The 18,166-nt window shown below is 33.4% G+C and carries 17 protein-coding genes and 1 other annotated feature (1 of these 18 only partly in view); of the genes, 5 read left to right on the top strand and 12 right to left on the bottom strand.

What is annotated here, in order from left to right:
* Nucleotides 1-136: a binding site (T-box leader), on the top strand; it begins 72 nt to the left of the window's first position.
* Nucleotides 137-195: 59 nt separating this feature from the next.
* Together asnS and ABWU86_RS00175 are read left to right on the top strand one after the other, a co-directional pair.
* A complete protein-coding gene (gene asnS / locus ABWU86_RS00180; protein WP_293792987.1) occupies nt 196-1,584 on the top strand; it encodes an asparagine--tRNA ligase in 1,389 nt (462 codons plus the stop codon).
* Nucleotides 1,585-1,642: 58 nt separating this feature from the next.
* A complete protein-coding gene (locus ABWU86_RS00175; protein WP_353320923.1) occupies nt 1,643-2,173 on the top strand; it encodes an NADPH-dependent FMN reductase in 531 nt (176 codons plus the stop codon).
* Between the two features lie 17 nt (nt 2,174-2,190).
* Here ABWU86_RS00175 and ABWU86_RS00170 read toward each other — a convergent pair whose 3' ends face one another.
* Nucleotides 2,191-2,517 (bottom strand): hypothetical protein, encoded by a 327-nt coding sequence (locus ABWU86_RS00170; protein ID WP_293792989.1) that lies wholly within the window; start codon nt 2,515-2,517, stop codon nt 2,191-2,193.
* Nucleotides 2,518-2,695: 178 nt separating this feature from the next.
* Here ABWU86_RS00170 and ABWU86_RS00165 point away from each other — a divergent pair, with 178 nt between their 5' ends.
* Nucleotides 2,696-3,202 carry an HdeD family acid-resistance protein gene (locus ABWU86_RS00165; protein ID WP_293792991.1) on the top strand — a complete coding sequence of 169 codons (507 nt, stop codon included), beginning with the start codon at nt 2,696-2,698 and terminating at the stop codon, nt 3,200-3,202.
* 38 nt (nt 3,203-3,240) lie between these two features.
* Here the strand turns inward: ABWU86_RS00165 and ABWU86_RS00160 are convergent, their stop codons facing one another.
* Together ABWU86_RS00160 and ABWU86_RS00155 are read right to left on the bottom strand one after the other, a co-directional pair.
* Nucleotides 3,241-4,110, bottom strand: a complete 870-nt coding sequence (locus ABWU86_RS00160) for a GRP family sugar transporter (RefSeq protein ID WP_293792993.1) — start codon at nt 4,108-4,110, stop codon at nt 3,241-3,243.
* 205 nt (nt 4,111-4,315) lie between these two features.
* Nucleotides 4,316-5,206, bottom strand: coding sequence for a magnesium transporter CorA family protein (locus ABWU86_RS00155; protein ID WP_293792994.1), 891 nt, complete (start codon nt 5,204-5,206; stop codon nt 4,316-4,318).
* Nucleotides 5,207-5,355: 149 nt separating this feature from the next.
* Between ABWU86_RS00155 and ABWU86_RS00150 the strand changes: the two genes are divergently transcribed.
* Nucleotides 5,356-6,687, top strand: a complete 1,332-nt coding sequence (locus ABWU86_RS00150) for an MFS transporter (protein ID WP_353320820.1) — start codon at nt 5,356-5,358, stop codon at nt 6,685-6,687.
* Nucleotides 6,688-6,729: 42 nt separating this feature from the next.
* Here the strand turns inward: ABWU86_RS00150 and ABWU86_RS00145 are convergent, their stop codons facing one another.
* On the bottom strand, nt 6,730-7,515 hold the full coding sequence (locus ABWU86_RS00145; RefSeq protein ID WP_293792996.1) for a glucose-1-dehydrogenase: 786 nt from the start codon (nt 7,513-7,515) through the stop codon (nt 6,730-6,732).
* Nucleotides 7,516-7,590: 75 nt separating this feature from the next.
* Nucleotides 7,591-8,691, bottom strand: coding sequence for an SLC13 family permease (locus ABWU86_RS00140; protein WP_293792997.1), 1,101 nt, complete (start codon nt 8,689-8,691; stop codon nt 7,591-7,593).
* A 158-nt stretch (nt 8,692-8,849) separates the two neighbouring features.
* Here ABWU86_RS00140 and ABWU86_RS00135 point away from each other — a divergent pair, with 158 nt between their 5' ends.
* Entirely contained in the window at nt 8,850-10,886 is a 2,037-nt protein-coding gene (locus tag ABWU86_RS00135) for a KUP/HAK/KT family potassium transporter (RefSeq protein WP_293792998.1), read from the top strand.
* A gap of 39 nt (nt 10,887-10,925) precedes the next feature.
* On the opposite strand, the gene ABWU86_RS00130 is transcribed toward ABWU86_RS00135, so the two are convergent.
* The 7 genes from ABWU86_RS00130 to glmS all read right to left on the bottom strand — a co-directional run bounded on the left by ABWU86_RS00130 (nt 10,926) and on the right by glmS (nt 18,049).
* Nucleotides 10,926-12,110 (bottom strand): aminotransferase-like domain-containing protein, encoded by a 1,185-nt coding sequence (locus tag ABWU86_RS00130; protein ID WP_293793000.1) that lies wholly within the window; start codon nt 12,108-12,110, stop codon nt 10,926-10,928.
* A 93-nt stretch (nt 12,111-12,203) separates the two neighbouring features.
* Entirely contained in the window at nt 12,204-12,464 is a 261-nt protein-coding gene (locus ABWU86_RS00125) for a hypothetical protein (protein WP_293793001.1), read from the bottom strand.
* Nucleotides 12,465-12,737: 273 nt separating this feature from the next.
* Nucleotides 12,738-13,058, bottom strand: coding sequence for a hypothetical protein (locus tag ABWU86_RS00120; protein ID WP_293793002.1), 321 nt, complete (start codon nt 13,056-13,058; stop codon nt 12,738-12,740).
* 47 nt (nt 13,059-13,105) lie between these two features.
* Nucleotides 13,106-14,245 carry an ABC transporter ATP-binding protein gene (locus tag ABWU86_RS00115; protein ID WP_293793003.1) on the bottom strand — a complete coding sequence of 380 codons (1,140 nt, stop codon included), beginning with the start codon at nt 14,243-14,245 and terminating at the stop codon, nt 13,106-13,108.
* A 67-nt stretch (nt 14,246-14,312) separates the two neighbouring features.
* Nucleotides 14,313-15,983: a glycoside hydrolase family 73 protein gene (locus tag ABWU86_RS00110; RefSeq protein WP_293793004.1), complete on the bottom strand. Its 1,671-nt coding sequence runs from the start codon at nt 15,981-15,983 to the stop codon at nt 14,313-14,315.
* A 27-nt stretch (nt 15,984-16,010) separates the two neighbouring features.
* On the bottom strand, nt 16,011-16,133 hold the full coding sequence (locus tag ABWU86_RS00105) for a hypothetical protein (RefSeq protein WP_293793006.1): 123 nt from the start codon (nt 16,131-16,133) through the stop codon (nt 16,011-16,013).
* Nucleotides 16,134-16,225: 92 nt separating this feature from the next.
* Complete coding sequence (gene glmS, locus ABWU86_RS00100) at nt 16,226-18,049, bottom strand: glutamine--fructose-6-phosphate transaminase (isomerizing) (RefSeq protein ID WP_293793008.1); 1,824 nt, start codon at nt 18,047-18,049, stop codon at nt 16,226-16,228.
* Nucleotides 18,050-18,166 lie beyond the last annotated feature (117 nt).

Here is an 18,166-nt window from a genome sequence, read left to right as displayed (position 1 = left end):
CACTAATATTAATGAATAACACCTATTTGTTTTTATTCTGAATCTTCAGTAGGAATAAACGCGTTCAAAGCGTTATTTGATTTGAGTGGCCTATTAAAGGCACTTTAGGTGGTACCGCGGAACTTCCGTCCTATGTTTAGGATGGGAGTTTTTTTATTTATCTCGTATTTATAATATGGAAAGGCGTGAATTTTTATGCAACAACTTAGTGTTAAAGATTTATACACTAAAGACATTGAAGATAACACTGTCGTTGCTCTTGAAGGTTCAATCAAAACCATTCGCGGTTCAAAAAACATTAGTTTTATTGAATTAAACGATGGTTCTTGCTTCAAGAGTGCTCAAGTAATCGTTAAAAAGAGTAACGAAAACTTCGAAACAATTAGCAAATTACCAATTGCTTCTACTATCATTGTTGAAGGTGCATTTGTTAAAACTCCAGATGCTCCACAACCATTTGAAGTCCATGGTGACAAAGTTGAACTAGTTGGTAAATCAGATTTAGATTACCCTCTACAAAAGAAAAAACAAACTTATGAATTCTTACGTACTATTGCACATTTACGTCCACGTACTAATACTTTCTACTCAGTATTTAGAATTCGTTCACTAGCTTCATTTGCCGTTCATGAATATCTACAACACCAAGATTTTGTTTACGTAAACACTCCAATCATCACAAGTAGTGATACTGAAGGTGCCGGTGAAATGTTCAGAGTTACTACAATGGACATGAACAACCTACCTAAAGATGATCAAGGTAATGTTGATAACTCAAAAGATTTCTTCAAGACTGAAACTAACCTAACAGTTAGTGGTCAACTTCCTGAAGAAGCATTTACAATGGCATTCAAGAACGTATATACTTTCGGTCCTACTTTTAGAGCTGAAAACTCACATACTCCTCGTCATGCTTCAGAATTCTGGATGATTGAACCTGATATGGCATACACTCGTCTTCCAGGTATGATGGATGTTGCTGAAGGTCTTCTAAAATACGTTATCAACTACGTATTAGAACATGCTCAAGACGAACTAGCTTTCTTAGATGAAAACGTTAAACCTGGTTTAATTGAAAAACTAAAGAAAACTGCTAGCGAAGACTTTGCTCGTGTTACTTATACTGATGCCGTTAAGATTCTACAAGATGCAGATACTGAATTTAAAGTACCTGTTGAATGGGGAATTGATTTACAATCTGAACATGAAAGATACTTGTGTGAAGAAGTATACAAACGCCCTACTTTCTTAACTGACTACCCACGTGATATCAAAGCATTCTACATGCGTGATAATGACGATGGTAAGACTGTTGCTGCAGCCGACTGTTTAGTACCAGGTATTGGTGAAATCGTTGGTGGTAGTGAACGTGAAGAAAGATATGATGTCTTAAACGACAAGATTAAAGAATTTAACCTAAATCCAGAAGAATATGACTGGTACCAAGATCTTAGAAAATATGGTGAAATCAAACATTCCGGTTTCGGAATTGGTTTCGAACGTTTAGTTATGTACGTAACTGGAATGGAAAACATCAGAGATGTTATCCCATTCCCACGTGAACCAGGTAGCGCTAAGTTTTAATCAAAAAAGCATTCGTAATGAATGCTTTTTTTACTAAGGAGAATTTAAACATGAAAAAATTGGCCTTATTTTAGGCAGTAATCTCCCTAGTCGTATCTGTCCCGAAATAGGCAATTGGGTACATAACAATTTAGATTCATCAGATTATGAAACTGAAGTACTAGATTTAAGCCAAATCAATCTGCCCTTTTTAGACGAGACAGAAATACCTGCTAAACAACAATATCAAAAAGATCATTCTAAGGAATGGTCGCAAAAAATCAAATCTTTGGATGCCGTTATTTTCCTTTATCCACAATATAACTGGGGATATCCTGCCGTTCTTAAGAATGCTATTGATTATCTAGCCAGTGAATGGCGTGATAAGAAAGTTTCATTTATCTCATATGGTAGTCATGGTGGACTACAAGCTCAAATCGCGCTTGACCTAGTTGCAGTCGGTTTAAAGATGGCTAAACTATCCACCAATCCATTGATTAACATCAATGCTGATATTTTCACCGATGATCATCAACTTATTAGTGGACAACTGGATAGACAAAAATATAAAATCGCATTACTTAAAACAGAACTTGAATCAATTATTTAACAAAAAAGCAAGCTGAATTATTCAGCTTGCTTTTTTATGTTGCCATCAGGGTCAATATCAAAGGTGCCTAAATCTCCATCCAATCCCTTTTGGATGTCAGATTTAGAGATACCTTGAATTGTGAAGATGTTTTTTTCAAAGTCAAAGAAACGAGGAACCATTATTAACTCATCATTTTCTCGATGTAAAAATTCTTTTAACAATTGCTCAGCGTCTACAAATGATTCGACCTTGGCTTCTTTGTTAACTAAATTAGTAGTGGGAAAAAAGTAACCGAATTCGCCTCTACACTTCACTTTAATTAAATTTTTATGTCTTTCCAGTACGGTAATAAGTTGATTCATTAAACATCCCTCTATAATTAATCTAAATTAATTATACATATTCATTAACTGATTTAAAATAAATCAGCCCATCATCTTTCATAAACGTTAAGATTATCTTAAGAATGCCTGTCGAATACACTTAACATGATTTCAGTGAACTATAATGAAATTATCAATACTAAAAGAGGTGAAAATAATGAATAAACTAAATCAATTTGATCCTTTTTCATTCATCGTAGGTATTCTAGGTGTGATTGTTGGAATTATAACGCTAAATCGTCCTGATATTACATTTAGCACTATCGTAATAATTGTGGCTGTCTTTTCAATTATTACTGGTATTTTCAAAATCACCCACTTATCTGATATTTTTGAATCTAAAACTTGGATCATTTTTAATAGTATCATAGATATCCTTATCGGTATTTTAATGCTTTTCAATGCTGCATTCGGAATTTTATACATTGCTATTTTCTTTGCAATCATGTTTATTTTAGATTCTTTAACAGCATTATCACTAGCCAAATACATCAAGGATATTAGCCATGGATGGTATGTTATGGATATAACTTTTGCAGTTGTCGGAATTGTGGTAGGAATTTTACTTCTTGCTTCCCCTGTTGCTTCAGCTATATCAGTCGCACTCCTAGTTGGATTATTCTTCTTAGTGAATGGAATTTTACGAATTGTTCATTCAATCTAACATCAAAAAAGACCTGCCAATTTGGCAGGTCTTTTTTATTATTCAAGATGTCCAATTAAGATTGCTGAGATAACAATCATTAATAGACCAACTACTGTAAATGTAATTTCTTTCTTATTCTTGTGTTCTTTTAGAATAATCAAACCACCGATAGTTGAAACAACCACGTTCATTTGAGTTAATGGGAAAGCATTAGCAACACCATTTAGTTTTAATGATGTTAGGTAAGCTAATGTACCTAATCCACCAAGAATTCCGATGATTCCACTCTTCATAGTTACTTTTGACTTCAAGTAACCAAATGTTTCTGATCCATTTAGAACGAAGGCAACAATCAATGCACCTAACATCATTCCGAATGTTTGTGGTAATAAACCAACTAAACCAGAAGCGTTAGTGATTCTTGGGAATACAGAACATGCTGTGTATCCGAATGAACCAATTACTAACAATGGAATTCCGGCTTTGTAATCCATCTTCTTTCTAACCACTTTTTTATCAACATAGCTGGTACAAGTAGTTCCAAGGATTAGAAGTGCGATACTTAAGAATCCAATTAATTTAGCTAATGGGCTACCCCATTCTCCGAAGAAGATAACACCGCAAAGTGGAATTTCAATTAATTGTAGTCCAGTTGAAATTGGCATTGCTGATGATACGTTCATCTTAGTAAATGAACTGAATTGCATGTATTGAGCAACTGCCCATGCAACCCCTCCTAAGAATGGCCATAGGAATTCGTTGAATGAAATTGCTGGTCTAGTAAATATGTAGATTACAATTCCGACAATTAGTTGTCCGTACCCAGTTCCTAATAGTTGTTCGATTGGTTTACCACCAAACTTGGTAGCAATTAGAGGACCTACACCCCAAAGTAGTGCAGGTAATATTCCGATTAAGATGTCCATCTTAACACTTCCTTTTTACACTTATTATGATTTTATTGTCATTTTTTATCGATTAATAATTGGGGCTATCCCCAACTAACAATGATTATTATACAATCATGTCATTTTATAGTAAAGCGCTTACATTTAATTTCTTCAATAATTAACTAATTCTTAATAATTTATAACAAATAGTAAAAAAGCACGACTAAAAGTCGTACCATTTTTACAAATCATGATGTTTTTTCAAGTAGTATAGCATCCAGTAAATAATTGCGACTGTAATTACCAATGTAAAGAACCATGACCAACTACTATTGGCAAATGGTAATACCCCAACGTTCATACCGTAGAACCCACTAATAATTGGTGGAATTGCTAAAATCAATGACCAAACAGTCAAAACTTTCATGACATCATTCAAGTTGTTATTAATAATGTTACTGTATGTATCTTCAATTTGACTAACAATTTCATCTAGCACATCAAACATGTACTTGCTTTCATCGTATTCAACAGCAACATCATCAATGTGTTGATCCTGGCGATGGTTAAATGAAATTGGAATTTCAAAGTTATCACTAGATTTTTGTAGTTGATTAATCGCCATTATGTTAGCGGCTGTAGCTGTTTTTAAGTATACAAGGTCGTTCTTTAAAATCGCAATTTCATTTAGATGACGATTGTTAACGCGACTTTTATTACGACTATTTTGTAAGTTTTCAACAGATTCGTTAATTTGATCCAACTTGTTCATATATGGCTTATTAATTCTTTGAAGCATATTGAAAATCATATCAAACTTATTACATCTGGTTTCTTGTTTGATGCGGTATCTGGAATCACTCTTAGTAATAATTAAATCATTAGTGAAAGCAATAATAACCGGTGCGGTTTGTACGTTTTCATCTTGTCCAGAAATCAACGCACGCATGATCATAACGGAGTACTTCTTAACCGTATTATATTCAAAACGTGAATGTTCATGAGCATCCAACATGTACCCTTTTAGGATATTAGGTAATTTATATTCGTCGATTGTATCAACAACCTCTTTGGTATTTGCATCAACCATTTCCACCCATTTGGAATCAGTTAATTGATGTATTTTAATCAAATCAATTGCCCCTTTCTTATTAATTAATCGTTTTAGTTTCCTTCTTTATGATATTCATGGCCTTTTCAATTATTATGATATACTTTTTTATGACATCTTTTGAAAGGACATGATTTATTATTAGCAATTATATTAAAGTTGCTCTATTAATGGCATCCAGTTTATTCATGCAATTTTTAGATGCAACCATTGTAACTACCGCACTTCCTTATATCGGAAGAAGCCTAAACGTGCCGACTTCTTCTCTTTCATTAACTGTCAGCATTTACTTTATCACCATGGCAATTTTTATTCCACTAAGTGGATGGATTGCTAAACGCATTGGTAAGAAAAACGCTTGGTTAATCGCGACTTTATTATTTGTATTAAGCTCATTAGGTGACGCTTTAGCTCCTAGTTTTGCTGTCCTTTTAATTAGTCGTTTCGTGCAAGGGTTTGCTGGATCATTAATGACTCCAACCGCCCGCTTAATTATGTTGGAAAGAACTCCTTCAAACCAACTATTACGAATGGCAAACTACCTAGTTTGGCCAGCGCTTATTGCTCCAGCGATTGCACCAATTATTGGTGGATTTTTCGTTAAATATCTAACTTGGCAATGGATTTTCCTAATTAACGTTCCAATTGGTTTATTAGCTATTCTAATCGGAATCAAGTTAGTCGAAAAAGATTTGAAGAAAAGCAAAGATAAATTTGATTTTATCGGTTTTCTAGAAATCGCAATCTCATCTGGATTCATTTTAATAGGTGCAGAAATTGCCACATATGGTCGTAATTTCTGGCCTATTGCCGGTTTATTAGTGTTGCTTGGTTTATTCATGATCCTAGTGGTCGGCTACCATCTTTCACATGTAAAGACTCCATTATTTGATATTAAAGCCCTAAAGGTTAGTTCTTTTAGAATTTATCAAACTGGTGGAACCTTCCTATGGCTATCAGTAGGGGCACTTCCCTACCTACTAACCGTGTATCTACAAACTGTTTTTCACTGGTCAGCTTTGGTAGCCGGATATTACGTGATTTTCGTTTTCATTGGAAACATTGGTATTAAGCCTTTTACGAACGTTATAATTCGCAGCATTAAGTATAAAGCTTCATTATTAATTGCATTATTCACAGTCGCAATTAGTACAGCCGCTTTAGCAATGATTCGCCCAACAACATTCGGTGTCATCATTTCCGGATTAGCGTTTATTTCAGGATGTGGACGTTCCTTAGCTTTGACTTGCTATAACGCGGTCACATTCTCAGAAATCCCAATTGAAGAAAGAAATTCAGCCAATACACTTAGTTCCGTTTTACAAACAATGGCCCAAGGGTTAGGTGTTTCTCTTATAACAGTTGTCGTTTCTGCATTATCAAGTTTCTTCCCAGAAAACCAATCATATGAAATTGGATTTGCCTTTCTAGGAATCTTAATGTTATATCCAATTATTGAAGTGGCTATTCAACCAAAAAACTTTGGTAGTAGCGCTTTATAAAAAGTAAAAAGATGGTATCTATATTGATGCCATCTTTTTTATTTATCCGCGGCCTTTTTTAAACTCTGGATAAAGTTTCATTCCACCATCAACGTAAATTGTTTCACCAGTTACGTATGATGATTCACTAGAAGCTAACCACGCTGCGGCTGCTGCAACTTCTTCTGGTTTCCCAATTCTGTTCATTGGTACTAATTCAGCTGTGTCAGCATAAGCTTTTGGATCAGCAAATTTCTTCGCATTAATTGGTGTGTTAATTGCACCAGGTGCGATGGAATTAACTCTAATGTTATTAGGAGCATATTCTTTAGCAACCGTTTCAGTAAATAACTTACTTCCACCCTTTGATGCTGAATAATCAGCAAAATGAGGCCAAGAAATTGTTTGATGAACAGAAGACATGTTAATAATGTTTCCTGCTTGATTGTGATCTAAGAAGTAATTTAATGCTGCTTTGGTACCTAAGAAAGTACCAGTTAAGTTAACATCAATTACTCGTTGCCAATCTTTTAATTCTAACTTATGTGTAGGAACTTCTTTTTCCATCCCCGCATTATTAATAAATAAGTCTAATCCACCAAATTCTTCTTCGGCAGTCTTAACTAACTTATTTACATCTTCTTCTTTCGAAACATCAGCTTGAACGGCTACTGCATCTCCACCATTTTGCTTAATTTGATCAACGGCTACTTGCGCACCGTTTTGATCAGAATGATAGTTGAAAACTAATTTCATGTGTTCTTGCGCTAAACGTAAAGCAATTGCCTTTCCAATCCCCTTGGAAGCACCAGTAACGACTGCTACTTTGCCATTTAAATCTGTGTACATATCAATCATTCCCTTCGAATTTAAGTGAATAACATAATTATTACACAAAAAATGAGAAAGTTTAGTGAATTTCTATTATATTAAGATAATCTTTATAATTATTAAGATTATTAATAAACCGATATTTAGTCCGGTAAAAATTTTGATAAAGTTAAGTCTTTCATCCCTTGCATAATTAGCAATTTGTTTAAACGCTAATAAATTGGCGAGAGAAGCAACTAACGTCCCTAACCCACCAATCGACACTCCCCAATATATCGCACTAAAATGACCGGAAAATTTAGCAATTAAGACTGCACAAGGAACATTGCTGATAATTTGACTAATTCCGATTGATGTTAAAAATGTGCTTTGCGGTGTTTTAATAAAATGATCAATATATTCAGATACAATTGGCATCTTACTTATCATTCCAACAATTAAAAAGAAGAAAACAAACGTAATTAATAATGAATAATCAATTTTAACAAGCATTTTTGGATTTAATTTAGTGGATTTCCATATCACTAATATTAATGGAATTAAGATATTAATAATATTAAATTGAGACAATAAAACTATCGTAAATAACCCGATCACCCATACTAAATCCATTCTTTTTATGGTGGGGATTGGAATAGATTGTAATCCAATCTCTTTTTTATGATTTAGATTCACTAGAATTATCATGATAACAATCCCAACGAATAAAATCTGCAGTGATTGTGCCATAAAATCGATGAAACCAACCTGAAAATTTTCAACTAAAAAAACATTTTGAGGATTCCCTATCGGCGTAACTGCACTACCCATGTTTGCAGCAATCGTTATCAACGATACTGGATAAGCAATATTTAATTGATACTGTTTGGCAATCAATATGTATAATGGCACCAATGTAATTATTGCGACGTCATTAGTAACTATCATGGAACCAAAAAAAGATAATATTACTAACCATGCATTTATTTGGCGCGAATTGGAAACATGATTTATAATCAAGGCACTAAAATAATTCAATATGTTAGTTTCTTTTACGATTTCAATAATTAACATTAAATTGAATAAGATTAAAATTGTATTCACATCAATATCATGAAAATCTGGTTGCTTGAAAAACATCAATATAATAAAGATTGTTAAAACGATTTTAACGACATTATCTTTAGCTATATTTTTAAATAAAGTAGTTATCATATTGGTAAACGACCCCTTTTCTTAGAATTTTTATACCATTAAATTTAACATTTAATAGAACCTTTTTCATTTTTTTCTTTAAACTAGCTTAAAATAGTGGTAAATTGTACTTTATTAATGTGTGAATTTTTACATAATTATTTTTGGAGGATTTAGTCATGAAAGCTAAATTTGATAAGATTTCCTTTATGGGAATGCTAATCACTTTAGGAATTGTCTATGGTGATATTGGTACATCACCACTATATGTAATGAATTCCATTATTGGTAATGCCGGAAAAATGTCTGACATTAAACCTTTTTATATAATTGGATCCATTTCATTAATCATATGGACTCTTATGGTGATTACCACAATCAAATACGTATTAATTACCATGCGTGCTGATAACAACGGTGAAGGTGGAATTTTCGCCTTATTCGCATTAGTTAGAAAAAAGGCCAAATGGTTAGTATGGCCTGCCTTAATTGGTGGTGCCGCACTATTAGCTGATGGGACTCTAACTCCTGCCGTTTCAGTAACTTCTGCTTTGGAAGGCTTGAAAGGACAACATTTTGGTCCTATCTCATTCAGTAACTCTCAAGAAACTGTTCTAATCATTACATCATTAGTATTATTGGTATTATTCTTAATTCAACGATTTGGAACTGGAATTATTGGGAATTCATTTGGACCAGTTATGTTAATCTGGTTTTCCTTCCTGGCAATTATGGGGATTGTTAATTTATTAAAATACCCTATTATCTTAAGTGCATTTAACCCAATTTACGCGATTGAAATTCTATTTAGTCCCGTTAATAAAGTGGGATTATTCATTTTAGGTAGTGTTTTCCTTGCTACAACCGGTGCTGAGGCACTTTATTCAGATATGGGACACGTTGGTAAGAAAAACATATACGGTACTTGGCCATTCGTTTACTTCTCTTTAGTAATGAATTACTTAGGTCAAGGTGCTTGGGTTATTAACAATGCACATAACCCACAATTTGCTCATCTATCAAGTTTGAACCCATTCTATGAAATGCTTCCAGAATCACTACGTGGATTCGCAATTGTAATTGCTGCTTTAGCTGCTATCATTGCATCTCAAGCGTTGATTACTGGTTCATTTACATTAGTTGATGAAGCTATTGGTTTGAAGTTCTTACCTAGAATGATTGTTAGACATCCAAGCAATGTTAGAAGCCAAATTTACATTTCAACTGTTAACTGGTTCTTATGTATCGTTACTTTCATCGTTGTTTGGGCATTTGGTAGTTCAGAAAGAATGGAATCAGCTTATGGTTTGGCTATCACGGTTACTATGTTGATGACTACTGTTCTATTATTTGAATACCTATCAGGTAAAATGAGACGCCTATGGGCATTTTTAATTGCTGCATTCTTTGCAGTAATTGAATTTACATTCTTCATCGCAAGTATTGTTAAATTTGTTCATGGTGGATTCGTTACCCTAATCATCATGGGTGTAATCTTAATCATCATGATTCTATGGTACTTCGGTAACAAACGTCGTGACCATTATGAACGTGAAAGCGAATATGTTTCTCTTCTTGAATATCGTGATCAATTAACACAATTAAGTGAAGATGAATCAATTCCGCTATACACTTCTAACTTGGTTTACATGACTAAGATTAAGAATGATTATCAAATCAAACGTAGTACAATGTATTCTATTTTAGATAAGGAACCAAAACGTGCTAAAGTTTACTGGTTCGTTACTGTTAATGAAACAAGTAACCCATACGAAAGTAACTACACTGTTGACCTTATCGAAACTAAGAACATTGTAGATGTTCAACTTTACCTTGGATTTAGAAAGCAACAAAGTGTAAGTATTTACCTACATCAAATTGTTAACTACCTAATCAAACAAGGTGTTATTGATCCACAAAAGCAAACATATAGTTCAACTGGAAAACGTGGTAACGTTGGAGACTTTAAGTTCGTAATTATCAATGAACGTCCTTCTGATTTAGCATTAAACTCAGAAATTAACGCCTTTGATAGACAACTTATTTCTGGACGTATCTTCTTACAAAACATTACAGCCTCCCCTATCTCATGGTATGGACTGGAATTTAGTAATGTAATTGAAGAATCTTCCCCACTATTTATTACAATGCAACATGATCAATATTTAGTTCAAAGAAAGATTTATCACTCAATTCATTCCAGACATAATCTATAAAAATAAAAACACTTATCAAAATTGATAAGTGTTTTTTTATTACATCATTTCGTTAATAGCAACTGCCATTCGACGAACTCCTTCATGAATTTGATCATCTTTCATATTTGAGAAGTTCATTCTAAAGGTCCCTGGAATCACTTCATCTGGATAAAAAGGTTCACCTGGAACAAAGGCAACGTTATGCTTTACGCAGTTATAGAATAAATCCATTGTGTTAACGTTTCCTGGTACTTCAACCCAGATGAACATCCCACCTTCTGGATTACTATGTTTAACCCCTTCAGGGAATTGTGCATCAATTTCATTTAACATCATTGTGGCACGCTTTTTGTATTCGTCTGAAATGGATTGAATGTGCTTATCTAAATCATTGTCTTCCATGTATTGAGCGACAATGTATTGAGATAGATTGTCTGAATGTAAATCAGCAGATTGCTTCATAACAACAAAAGCATCAATAAAATATTTATCAGCAACAATCCAGCCTAGTCTTAGACCAGGAGCTAAAATCTTAGAAAATGTATTCATATAAACTACTGTTCCATTATTATCATAATGCTTAATTGGTGGAACAACTTCACCAGAATATCTGATTTCTCCATATGGATCATCTTCTAAGATAATAACGTTATGTTTTTCGGCAATTTCAACCATTTTTTGGCGTCTGTCTGCGGTCATAGTACGACCAGTAGGATTTTGGAAGTTGGGAATTGTATAAATTAATTTAGCTTCTTGATATTCTGTTAGCTTAGCTTCTAACGCATCCATTAACATCCCATCTTCATCCATATCAATGCCAACTACTTTAGCTCCGTAACTTTTAAATACGTCTAAAGCACATAAGTATGTGGGCTTTTCCACTAAGATGACGTCGCCCTCGTTTACCATCATTTTAGCTACTAAATCAATAGATTGTTCAGATCCAGTAGTAATACAAATATTTTCGATGGTAGTATGTACAAACTTGTTAGTTTGCATTCGATGAGCAATTGATTCTCTTAATTTAGCATTTCCAATTGAAGCGGTATATTGTAATGCATCTTTACCGTATTTATTAAAAACTTTATCGGCTGCTTCATGCATCGCTTCTACTGGAAACAATTCTGGTGCCGGCAATCCACCAGCGAATGAAATAATCTCTGGGTCACCTGCGACTTTTAAGATTTCACCAACCACATCATCATCTAGGTTTGGTACTCTTTTCGAGAATTTAAAATTCATAATCAATTCCCTCCTTCTGTATTATTTTTTAACTTATAAATAATTTAAGACTAATATAGACCTAATTAATTCATTTTACAATAATCTATTTTATTAAATTAAGAACAAAATACTTCCGATTAACATCACTAAATGAATCAAAAGCAAAATTTGACGATATAAGGCCCTTTCTTTTTTTCTATGGGTAAATATGTATAATACATAAATAATCGTCATTAAAGCTGCAATAAATGCGGTTAAAAAGAAACCGACTTTCATCATCACTAAATTCCCACTAAGTCCACTCAAAATAAAAATAAATGGAAAAATATAGATTGCGATATTTAATAATAATTCTTTAACAATTGGTTTCATAATATTAAAAACTCCCTAATTTTTTGGTTTCGTAAATCAGCTATAAGCACTTTCAAATCGTTATAATAATAACATATTAAAGCATTTATTTTTTTAATCTTTTTGCCAGATTTATATTGTCATCGACTATCTCATCCTTTATAATATGAGATACATATTCAAGTCATCCCACTAAATGTTGCTTGTTATTTTGCTATTATTTTTTCGCAACAAACGATGTGGACACATATTACAAAAGGACGTCATCAACCTACCGATGACGTCCTTTTTTTATTATCCAATGTGGTTTTCTTTCAAAATCAATTGAAACTCTTTTTCAATATCTTCAGTTCTTTCCCATTCTTCAAAGTGATCCATGCTTTCATCAGGCATTGTATAAGTTTGATTAATATAAGCTTCATACTTAATCACATGTTCAGAGTGTGGAATGTTCAACTGAAGAATACGGACTTCTTTAATAAATCCTCTTTCGGCTGCTAATTCCGCTCTCCCGTTTTGAACCATATTACTAATTTCCATATACTTAGTTCCGTCCAAACGGGTTATTTGTTCAATTAAATCTAAGGTTTCATGACTCTTATATTCTGTTGCCATCTAATTTAATCTCCCTTCGCAAAAAAAATCCGACTACGCGGATTTTTTTATCTAATCACTGATTTAATTTCAGTTTTCTTATGTTTTTTAACTGTCTTCTTCTTAGCATTATCTTTTTCAACACCCTTAGGTAAAACTAGCTTCTTAGTTGGTTTTACAATTGATGATGGTTGATCAATAATGTGATGTAATGGATGACCAGAAACATTCACTAATGAGAAGAATAAAGTAGCAATAGTTACTAACCATGTGAATAGAACTGCAGTCTTTGGCATCTTTTCACTAATAACTGAACCGTAAAAACGTTTCTTCACAGTTGCTGAAACATGCTTATCTTCTGGATGTTCAACACGTTCTTCATCAGTAACTTGTCTTTGATATTCATCAATATCGAAGTCTTTTTGAATTTGTTTTTGTTCAGCTTCAAATTTAGCTTTATCTTTCTTTGAAAGCTTCTTAAACCATTCAATAAATTCACGATACTTAGTAGTTACTTCTTGAGTTTCACCAATCATTTTTAACTTACCATAATTGATCCATGCAACACGGTCACATAAGAATTCAATTTGTTTTAATGAATGAGAAACGAAAATAATAGTCTTACCTTGTGCTTTAAAATCAGCAATCTTATCTACACACTTTTGATAGAAAGTATCATCCCCAACAGACAATGCTTCATCAATAATTAAAATATCAGGATTAATGTGAACCGCAATTGAGAAACCTAAACGTGACTTCATACCACTTGAATAGCTCTTAACTGGTTGATCTACGAAATCACCAATATCAGCGAATGAAACGATATCATCCATTAAGTCATCAATTTGTTCATTAGTTAATCCTTGCATTAATGATTTCAAACGAATGTTTTCACGACCAGTAAGGTTCTTTCTTAAACCTGCACTAATTGCGACGATTGATGTATCCCCTTTAACATCAACCCAACCAGTAGTTTGAGGAATGATTCCTGAAATGATGTTAGAAATGGTAGATTTACCTGAACCATTAACACCAATTAGCCCTAAAGCTTCTCCTGATTTAACTTCAAATGAAACACCCATTAAAGACCAGAAATGAGGAACATCAGTCTTAATTGAGAAAAATGATTTTAGTTTATCGGTTTGTGTCTTAAACAAATCGTATTCTTTGGTTACGTTTTGTACCTTAATCTTGTAATCTTCAGACATTTTTAATACTTCCTAATTAATTTATTTCGATTTAATCATTATAAAACTAACTACTAATTATATCAAATTAATAAAATAGTAGTGCTTTTCCAGAAATCCAGTAACTCTTGTTGTTTAGCACAATTCTGTACCAAGTTGTGTTGTACTTAGTTCTAATTCCCTTGCAGTTAATTTCAACTTTAAAGTCCTTTGGAACCTTTACTTGAGACCAACTGATCTTTTTAACATTCTTATATGAACCTGGAATGTGATTATTTAAATCATACTTTCCATAATGATTTAAGTATCCGTATCCTGAATATTTAAAGTATTGCGCTGGCTTATTTATTTTTTTAACAGCTGTCTTTTTGGCGGCAGTCTTTGTTGTGGTTTTCTTTACGGTTTTTTTATTAGTTGTCTTGCTGGTATCTTTTTTAGTAGTATCTGTATTCTTTTGAGTAGCTGATACATAAGTAACGTCAACTTGATTAATCCAAACATTACCAAGTTGACCAACTGAAATTTGGTACCAAGTATTAGTGGTTCCATTTACAGTTGAAGTGGCAACTTCTTGAATGGAGTATTCCATCCCCTTCATTCCCGTAGTTTTTGAAACTCGTTTTGATAATTGAGGTGTACCAAATACGTTACTGTATAATTGACGGTAGTCACCCTTAATCTTAACTTTGTTGCTATCATTTGAGTAATTAACTAATGGGAAATTAAGCGCTGATGAGTATACCCAATATTTAGTACCGTTCTTGCTAAAACTAATACGGTACCAAGTTGTTGCTGCCCCTTTATAAGTACGAACCGCTAAACAATCGACATAAACTGTAGATCCAGCTGCTGCACTATTTTCCCATGCTGCAGTTGTATTCTTCTTTCTAGTATCTTTGACATGAGTATATAGTTTGTACTTATTAAAGTTAGATGACAATTGAACCGTTTCGTTAGTATTTCCACCAGTATAATTAGCAGTGGCTAACACTTTCGCCGCTGGCTTTTTATTAGCAGTATTATTAGTGGTGTTGTTAGTAGTATTTGTATTTGTTGTAGTACCTGTACCATTACCATCAAGTGACAATAGATTATATTGATTAATTACATTAATCAATTTAGTAGCATAAGCTGGGTCAGTTGCGTAACCATCAGCTTGAATGTTTTTGGCAGCTTGAATTCCATCTGTTGCTTGTGATCTAAATACATTGGCATATCTACTATTTTGAATTAAAAATGTTGCATATCCTTGCAAACTATCCATTAATGTTGGATATGAAGCAAAAGTAGAGTTAGTAACATAGTATCCATTGGAACCATATTCCCCTGTAGTCGTATTGTAACCTTGACCGTTAGTAGATTTAATTCCAAATAAGTTATTTGATTGTTGTGTTAAAGTGCTTTGTCCATATCCACTTTCTAATGCTGCTTGAGCAACCATTAATGATGGATATAAATTATTACTATTGGCAATTTGTTGAGCAATTGGTGAAATCGTTGAAATGAAATTATCATATGTTAGTTGATTTCCCAAGATATTAGTATTATTTAAAATACTACTTGCTTGTGCGACGGAAGTATTATTATTGCTATTGCTGCTGTTGTTACTTGCAGCTTGTGAGCTAACATTGCTTCCGCTATTAATCAATGGAACAACGGAGCTTCCATCCGCATACGCTTTATAAATATGTCCAGTTGATAGAACCAATCCCGCTGTCAGCGCATAAAGTATTGACTTGGTCATTAGTTTCTTTCTCATAATTAATATCTCTCCATTTTTACTCTATTATCGTTTAATTCCACGCTTGTTAGCGTTTAAACGATTATGCTGTTCTTTAAACTTATCAAAAGTTTTATCAGCTTTAGCTTGTTTTTTTGAATTATCTTTTGTTTTCTTAGTATATTTCATAAAAAAACACTCCCAATTAGCAATTATAACATGTTCATAGTTAAATTAATAAACTCCAAACAAAAAAGATGCTGTAAAAGCATCTTTTTTTATTATTGAACTGTAACACTCTTAGCAAGGTTTCTTGGATGATCAACATCAAGACCCTTGTTTAAACTAGTGTAATATGCAAGTAGTTGTGCAGGAATAACACTTAGTAGTGGAGTTAATAGTTCATCTACATCTGGAACCACAATGTCATCGTTTTCTTTTGATAGTGATTCGGTAGCGATAGTAATAGCCTTAGCTCCACGTGCCATTGTTTCTTCTAGGTTACTTCTAGTTAATCCAGCAGTATTTGATTGAGTAATAATTCCAACAACAGGAGTGTCTTCTTCAATCAAAGCAATAGTACCGTGTTTCAATTCTCCAGAAGCGAATCCTTCAGCTAAAATGTATGAAATTTCTTTTAATTTTAGTGATGATTCTAGTGAAACGAAGTAATCGATACCTCTACCAATGTAGAATGCACGGTTAGCGTCAGCAAAATATTTCTTTGAAATTTCGTTAATTGTTTCTTTTTCATCAACAATTGATTGCATACCAGTTGCAACAAAACCTAATTGTTGTTTTAAGTTAAAGTCCTTCGCCTTAGCGATACCTTCAGATTCACCTAAAGCCTTAGCTAAAATAGCTTCAACAGTAATTTGAGCTGTGTAAGCTTTAGTAGAAGCCACTGAAATTTCAGGACCCGCATGTAGTAGCAATGTGTAGTTAGATTCACGTGATAATGTTGAGTTAGCAACGTTAGTAATTGTTAAACTCTTGTAGTTCAAGTGATTTAGGTTAACTAATACTTCACGACTATCTGCAGTTTCTCCACTTTGACTTAAGAAAATGAAGAATGGATTCTTTGATAATAATGGCATGTTGTAAGCAAATTCAGAAGAAACGTGAACTTCAGTAGGAACTTCAGCAAGTTTTTCGAATAATTCCTTACCAACTAGTCCTGCATGGTAACTAGTACCAGCAGCGATAATGTATAGACGATCTGATTGCTTCATTGCATCTAATAAGTCTTCTTGAACTACTGGAGTACCATCTTCGTTTAGGTATTCAGCAGAAAGTTTTCTCATTACATTTGGTTGTTCATCGATTTCCTTTAGCATGTAGTATGGGTAAGTTCCCTTGTCAGTATCACTGGCGTCAATATCTACATGGAATGGTTTTCTGTCATTTACAACATCCCCATTCTTGTCTTCGATAACAACTGAATCAGGTTTAACAGTAACGAAGTCACCATCATCAAGTTCTAAGAAGTCATGAGTAATGTTTAGCATAGCTAGAGAATCAGAACATACAACGTTGCAGTCTTCTCCTAAACCAATCAATAGAGGACTCTTATTCTTTGCTACATAAATAGTGTCTGGTTCTTCACGATCCATTAATTGGAAAGCGTATGAAGCACCCTTAAGTAGTGATAATGCTTTCTTGAATGCATGCTTAGCATCTAGATTTTCTTTAACTGCAAAGTAATCAACTAATTGAACAACTACTTCTGTATCAGTTTGTGATGTGAATTCTACATCACTTAGATATTCTTCCTTTAATTCACGGTAGTTTTCGATAACTCCATTGTGAACAAGATAGAAACGGTTGTCTTGTGAGAAGTGAGGATGTGCATTTTCAACAGTTACTCCACCATGAGTTGCCCATCTAGTATGAGCAATTCCAGCACTTCCATTGATGTCCATGTCACTAACAGCATCTCTTAGGTTGCTAATAGCACCTGTTCTCTTAACAAGATAGTCTTTATTTCCTTCGTCATTCACATAAAGTCCAGCTGAATCGTAACCACGATATTCTAGCTTTTGTAAACCGTTAACTAAAATATCAACAGCTTTTTTGTTTCCTGTTACCCCAACAATTCCACACATATTAATTTTCCTTTCGAATTTAATTAAGTTATTTTATTTTTCATTTTATTATCATTTTTTTGACATATTCTAGAGTACAAGTTTTATGTCCAGTTGTCAATTGATAAATATCAAATT

Source organism: Apilactobacillus pseudapinorum (genome assembly GCF_040369555.1).
In the GTDB taxonomy this organism is placed as follows: domain Bacteria; phylum Bacillota; class Bacilli; order Lactobacillales; family Lactobacillaceae; genus Apilactobacillus.
This window is presented reverse-complemented; position numbering and strand designations above follow the sequence as displayed.